Raw genomic sequence first — 5,839 nt, 5'->3', positions numbered from 1 at the left:
GTCTGGCCGGTGCGGCGCACGGCCTGCAGGATCTGCAGCGCGCTGACGATGCCGTCGCCGGTGGTATGGCGGTCCAGCGCCAACAGGTGGCCGGAGCCCTCCCCACCGAGCTGCCAGCCGCGCGCCGCCAGCTCCTCGAGGATGTAGCGGTCGCCGACCTTGGCGCGCACGAAGGGCACGCCGCGCTCCTTGAAGGCCACCTCGACTGCCATGTTGGTCATCAAGGTGCCCACGGCGCCGGGCACCGGCTGCTGCTGGGCCAGGCGGTCGGCCACCATGACGTAGAGCAGTTCGTCACCGTTGTAGAGCCGGCCGGCAGCGTCCACCAGCTGCAGCCGGTCGGCGTCACCGTCGAGCGCGACACCGTAGTCGGCACGGTGCTCCTTGACCGCCCCGACCAGCGCTGCCGGCGCGGTGGCGCCGACTCCGGCGTTGATGTTCATGCCGTCGGGGCTGCAGCCGATCTCGATCACCTCGGCGCCCAACTCGTGGAAGACGTTGGGCGCCACGCGCGAGGCCGCACCGTGGGCCGCGTCCACCACGATCTTCAGCCCCTTGAGCGAGAGATCGTTGCTGAAGGTGCTCTTGCAGAACTCGATGTAGCGGCCACGCGCGTCCTCGAGCTTGCGCACCTTGCCCAGGCGCGCCGAGTCGACCCATTCCGCCGGGCGCTCCAGCATCGCCTCGACCTGCTGCTCCCAGGCATCCGGCAGCTTCTCGCCGCGGGCCGAGAAGAACTTGATGCCGTTGTCCTCGAAGGCGTTGTGCGAGGCGCTGATCACCACGCCCAGGCTCAGGCGCAGCGCGCGCGTCATGTAGGCCACGCCGGGCGTCGGCAGCGGCCCGGTCATCAGCACGTCGACGCCGGCCGAGGCAAAACCGGCCTCCAGCGCCGACTCGATCATGTAGCCGGAGATGCGCGTGTCCTTGCCGATCAGCACCGTCGGACGCTCGTCGCTCGCCTTGAGCACGCGGCCCACGGCGTGGCCGAGGCGCAGCATGAAGTCGGGCGTGATCGGCGCCTGGCCGACCGTGCCGCGAATGCCGTCGGTGCCGAAATAGGTTCTGCTCATCGAATTCCTCCGCGGCGGATTCTGTCAGCCGACCAGTCCCGCGCCATCCCACACCTTCAGGGCGTCGACGGTGGCCGCGACATCGTGCACACGAACGATCCGCGCGCCCAGCTGCACCGAGGCCAGCGCCGCCGCCACGCTGGCAGGTACGCGCTGGTCGACCGGGCGGCCGGTGATCGCCCCCAGCGTCGACTTGCGCGACCAGCCCACCAGCAGCGGCCTGCCCAACGCCAGCAGCTCGCGCTGACGGCGCAGCAGCGCCAGGTTGTGCTCGACACTCTTGCCGAAGCCGATGCCGGGGTCGAGCACGATGCGCTCGCTGTCCACACCTCGCACGGTCAGCGCCGCCATGCGCTCGCGCAGAAAGTCGCTCACCTCGGCGACCACGTCGTCGTAGGCCGGTCGCTGCTGCATCGTCGCCGGGTCGCCGCGCATGTGCATCAGGCAGACGCCGCAGGAGGGATGGTCCGCCACCGCATCCTCGGCGCCGGGCAGGCGCAGTGCATTGATGTCGTTGACGATGTCGGCGCCGCGTTCGAGCACACGCCACATCACTTCGGGCTTGAGCGTGTCGATCGACACCGGCACGCCGAGCTTCAGCGCACCGTCGAGTACCGGCAACACGCGAGCCAGTTCCTGCTCCAGTGGCACCGGCGCGGCGCCGGGGCGGGTCGACTCGCCGCCGATGTCGAGGATGTCGGCGCCTTCGGCCAGCAGCTTCTCGCAGTGCGCCAGCGCCGCCGCCGTGTCGTCGTGGCGGCCACCGTCGGAAAAGGAGTCGGGCGTGACGTTGACGATGCCCATCACCTTCGGGCGGCTCAGGTCGATGCGAAAGCGCGTGGTCTGCCAGAACATGCTCGGGGACTCCCGGAAACGACGAACGGGGCCGAAGCCCCGTCCAGAACTGCCAGAACGCGCCTCAGGCCGTCGCCGTGGCGCTGCCCGGGCTGACTGGCGGCGTCGCGGTCGTCGGCTTGCCCGACGACGGCGTCCAGTCCTTCGGCGGACGCGGCGGCTGGCCGCCCATGATGTCGTCGATCTGGTCGGCGTCGATGGTTTCCCACTCGAGCAGCGCCTTGGCCATCGCGTGCATCTTGTCCTGGTTGTCCTCGATCAGCTTGCGCGCGATCGTGTACTGCTCGTCGATGATGCGGCGGATCACCGCGTCCACCTTGCGCATCGTCTCTTCCGACATGCTGGTGGTCTTGGTGACCGAGCGGCCGAGGAAGACCTCGCCCTCGTTCTCGGCATAGACCATCGGGCCGAGTTCGTCGGTCATGCCGTAGCGGGTGACCATGTCGCGGGCGATCGCGGTGGCGCGCTCGAAGTCGTTGCTGGCGCCGGTGGTCATCTGGTGCATGAACACCTCTTCGGCGATGCGCCCCCCGAACAGTACCGAGATGGTCGAGAGCATGCGCTCCTTGTCCATGCTGTAGCGGTCACCCTCGGGCAACTGCATGGTCACGCCCAGCGCGCGGCCGCGCGGAATGACCGTCACCTTGTGCACCGGGTCGGTCTTGGGCATCAGCTTGGCGACCAGCGCATGGCCTGCCTCGTGGTAGGCCGTGTTGCGGCGCTCTTCCTCGGGCATGACCATGGACTTGCGCTCGGGGCCCATCATGATCTTGTCCTTCGCCTTCTCGAAGTCGACCATCTCGACCACACGCCCGTTGCGGCGCGCGGCGAAGAGAGCGGCCTCGTTGACGAGGTTGGCCAGATCGGCGCCGGAGAAACCCGGGGTGCCGCGCGCCAGGATGTCGGCGCGGATGTCCTGGCCGACCGGTACCTTGCGCATGTGCACGTTCAGGATCTGCTCGCGGCCGCGCACGTCGGGCAGCGTCACGTAGACCTGCCGGTCGAATCGGCCCGGGCGCAGCAGCGCCGGGTCGAGGATGTCCGGCCGGTTGGTCGCAGCCATCACGATCACGCCGAGGTTGGTCTCGAAACCGTCCATCTCGACCAGCATCTGGTTCAGCGTCTGCTCTCGCTCGTCGTTGCCACCACCCAGGCCGGCACCGCGGTGGCGGCCGACCGCGTCGATTTCGTCGACGAAGATGATGCAGGGCGCGCTCTTCTTGGCCTGCTCGAACATGTCGCGCACGCGCGCCGCGCCGACACCGACGAACATCTCGACGAAGTCGGAGCCGGAGATGCTGAAGAACGGCACCTTGGCCTCGCCGGCAATCGCCTTGGCCAGCAGCGTCTTGCCGGTGCCCGGGGGGCCGACCAGCAACACGCCGCGCGGGATGCGGCCGCCGAGCTTCTGGAACTTCTGCGGGTCCTTCAGGAAGTCGACCAGTTCCTTGACCTCTTCCTTGGCCTCGTCGCAGCCGGCGACGTCGGCGAAGGTGGTGGTGTTGTTGGCCTCGTCGAGCATGCGCGCCTTGCTCTTGCCGAAGCTGAAGGCGCCGCCCTTGCCACCGCCTTGCATCTGGCGCATGAAGTAGATCCACACGCCGATCAGCAGCAGGATCGGGCCCCAGCTCGCCAGCAGGCTGAGCAGGAACGAGGGCTCCTCGCGCGGCTTGACGTCGAACTTGACGTTGTTGTTGATCAGGTCGCCCACCAGACCGCGGTCGAGGTAGGTGGCGGTGGTGCGCACTTCCTTGTCGTCGGTGGTGCGGGCGCGAATTTCGGTGCTGCCGCCGCCGCTTTCCTGCAGGACCACGCTCTTGATGCGCTTGTTACGCACCTCGTCGAGGAACTCCGAGTAGCCCATCTGGCCTGAGGCCGTCACCCCGCGGTCGAACTGCTTGAACACGGTGAACAGCACGAGTGCGATCACCAGCCAGACAGCGACTTTAGAGAACCATTGATTGTTCACCGCGGCTCCTTTTCCCGGTCAAGACAACGCGGCGGACACGCTTTCCGCCCATTGCCACGGTAGATGTGTGCGATTTTAGTCGACGCAAGCCCCCGCACCGCCTGAGTTTCACCCTGGAACGTCTGTGTGAATCGGGGCAAATCAGGCACTTGGCAGGGTTTCTTCGAGCTTCTTGCGACTGGCCTTGAGACCAATGCCGACCAGAAAGGTTTCCGCCGACTTGTCGCGCGAGGCCTTGGGCTTGATCGGCTTGACCACCCGGAAGCTGTCCTTGAACAGCTCGACGAGCTGACTGTAGCCGCTGCCGTGGAAGACCTTGCAGACCAGGGCGCCGTCGGGCTTGAGGTGGCGCAAGCCGAAATCCACGGCCAGTTCGACCAGGTGGGCAATGCGCGCCGAATCTGAACTCTCGATGCCCGAGAGGTTGGGCGCCATGTCCGACACCACCACGTCGACGGGCCGCCCGCCGACCGCCGCGTCGAGCTCGGCCAGCACGGCATCCTCGCGGAAATCGCCCTGGATGAAGCGCACACCTTCGATCGGCTCGAAGCCGAGGACGTCGAGCGCGATGATCGTGCCGTTGAGTTCGCCCACCGCTGCGCCGCCCGTGCCGGCATCCTTGGGTGCGAACTTGCGCCGCAGGTACTGGCTCCAGGCGCCGGGCGTGGCGCCGAGATCGACGACCAGCTGCCCCGGCCTGATCAGGTGCAGCGCCTCATCGATCTCCTTGAGCTTGTAGGCGGCGCGGGCGCGGTAGCCCTCGCGCTGCGCCATCTTCACGTAGGGATCGTTGATGTGGTCGTGCAGCCACGCCTTGTTGAGCTTCTTGCTGCCCGTCTTCATAACGTCTGGACTCTCATGTCGCGGGGATAATAGGGCCATGCCTGCCATTCAACTCACGCCTGCCCAGCGCAAGGACAAACGCGCCGATGCCCATCACCTCGATCCGGTCGTGCTGATCGGAGGCGACGGCCTCACGCCCGCCGTGCGCAAGGAGATCGATGCGGCGCTCAACGCCCACGGCCTCATCAAGGTGCGGGTGTTCTCCGACGAGCGCGAGACCCGCGAGGAGATCCTTGCCACACTCGCCGACTCCCTCAACGCCGCGCCGATCCAGCACATCGGCAAGCTGCTGGTGCTGTGGCGCCCGATTCCGCCGAAGGAGAAGGCCGAGCGCGAAGACCGCATGCCCGGCCCGAAGGTGGTCAAGGTGCTGAAGTTCTCGCGCAGCGGCAACCACCGGCCGCAGATCAAGAAGGTCAAGGTGCTGGGCAACCAGCGGCTGGCCGCGGGCGGAGAACTCAAGCGCGCCAAGAAGCGCGTCACCAGCATCAAGAAGCGCGTGGTCGACTGAGCCGCCAGGCCAGCACCAACACAAGCGAGGTCTTCAGGCCGTAGAACACCGTCGAGATGGCGTGCAAGGCGCCGAACGACAAGGTGCCCTGCCCGGCCCGCGCCGCCGCCATCATCGGCTGCAGCGCGAAGTAGCCGGCGACGGTGCAGAACAGCACGCCGGCGAGCAGCAACAACTCGGTGCTGAGCGCCGAACCCTGCCCCTCGTCGGCAGCGCGCCGGGCCCGGCCCCGCTCGAGGATGAACAGCACCACGGCCAGCCCCAGGCTCAGGTAGGCCTCGCGCACGAACATGTGGCCGGCGACGCGGCCGGCGTCGGCGCGTTCGGCCAGCACCGCGAAGCCGGCCGGCGCGCCGATCAGCGCGATGGCCAGCAGCACGCCGGCCCACAGGCCGGCCACCACCGCCATCGCACGCCCGAAGCGAGCGTCCATCAGAGGTAGCGGACGTCGACGATCTCGTAGTGGCGGGTGCCGCCCGGCGCCTGCACCTCGGCGACGTCACCGCTGCTCTTGCCGATCAGCGCGCGTGCGATCGGCGAGCCGATCGAGATCAGGCCCTGCTTCAGGTCGGCCTCGTCCTCGCCGAC

7 protein-coding genes are annotated in these 5,839 nt (G+C 67.8%); 1 reads left to right on the top strand and 6 read right to left on the bottom strand.

The genetic code is table 11. The annotated features are described in order from the left end of the window. The 4 genes from glmM to AAG801_RS39720 all read right to left on the bottom strand — a co-directional run. Positions 1 to 1,073, bottom strand: a 1,073-nt coding sequence (gene glmM / locus AAG801_RS39735) for a phosphoglucosamine mutase (RefSeq protein ID WP_341893381.1), incomplete at its 3' end; no start/stop codon positions are given. Positions 1,074 to 1,097: 24 nt separating this feature from the next. Beyond that, positions 1,098 to 1,928 carry a dihydropteroate synthase gene (folP, locus tag AAG801_RS39730; protein WP_341893380.1) on the bottom strand — a complete coding sequence of 277 codons (831 nt, stop codon included), beginning with the start codon at positions 1,926 to 1,928 and terminating at the stop codon, positions 1,098 to 1,100. Between the two features lie 64 nt (positions 1,929 to 1,992). Then, entirely contained in the window at positions 1,993 to 3,897 is a 1,905-nt protein-coding gene (gene ftsH, locus AAG801_RS39725) for an ATP-dependent zinc metalloprotease FtsH (protein ID WP_341893379.1), read from the bottom strand. Positions 3,898 to 4,038: 141 nt separating this feature from the next. Then, the gene (locus tag AAG801_RS39720) at positions 4,039 to 4,740 is read right to left on the bottom strand and encodes an RlmE family RNA methyltransferase (protein ID WP_341893378.1); all 702 of its coding nucleotides are present in this window, start codon (positions 4,738 to 4,740) and stop codon (positions 4,039 to 4,041) included. Positions 4,741 to 4,777: 37 nt separating this feature from the next. Between AAG801_RS39720 and AAG801_RS39715 the strand changes: the two genes are divergently transcribed. Beyond that, positions 4,778 to 5,251, top strand: a complete 474-nt coding sequence (locus AAG801_RS39715) for a YhbY family RNA-binding protein (protein ID WP_341893377.1) — start codon at positions 4,778 to 4,780, stop codon at positions 5,249 to 5,251. Here AAG801_RS39715 and AAG801_RS39710 read toward each other — a convergent pair. Further along, positions 5,229 to 5,684 carry a DUF4149 domain-containing protein gene (locus AAG801_RS39710; RefSeq protein ID WP_341893376.1) on the bottom strand — a complete coding sequence of 152 codons (456 nt, stop codon included), beginning with the start codon at positions 5,682 to 5,684 and terminating at the stop codon, positions 5,229 to 5,231. The genes AAG801_RS39715 and AAG801_RS39710 overlap by 23 nt on opposite strands. Then, positions 5,684 to 5,839, bottom strand: a 156-nt coding sequence (locus AAG801_RS39705) for a GreA/GreB family elongation factor (protein ID WP_341893382.1), incomplete at its 5' end; no start/stop codon positions are given. The genes AAG801_RS39710 and AAG801_RS39705, both read right to left, overlap by 1 nt.

The sequence above is a fragment of the Variovorax sp. YR752 genome (assembly GCF_943372545.1).
The sequence above is the reverse complement of the archived record's forward strand: the minus strand, read 5'-3'. Positions and strand labels throughout refer to the sequence as shown.

What these genes read in the sequence shown, in the direction of transcription:
- folP (WP_341893380.1), bottom strand. Translation starts at nt 1,928, where the DNA reads ATGTTCTGGCAGACCACGCGCTTTCGCATCGACCTGAGCCGCCCGAAG.
- AAG801_RS39720 (WP_341893378.1), bottom strand. Translation starts at nt 4,740, where the DNA reads ATGAAGACGGGCAGCAAGAAGCTCAACAAGGCGTGGCTGCACGACCAC.
- AAG801_RS39715 (WP_341893377.1), top strand. Translation starts at nt 4,778, where the DNA reads ATGCCTGCCATTCAACTCACGCCTGCCCAGCGCAAGGACAAACGCGCC.
- AAG801_RS39710 (WP_341893376.1), bottom strand. Translation starts at nt 5,684, where the DNA reads ATGGACGCTCGCTTCGGGCGTGCGATGGCGGTGGTGGCCGGCCTGTGG.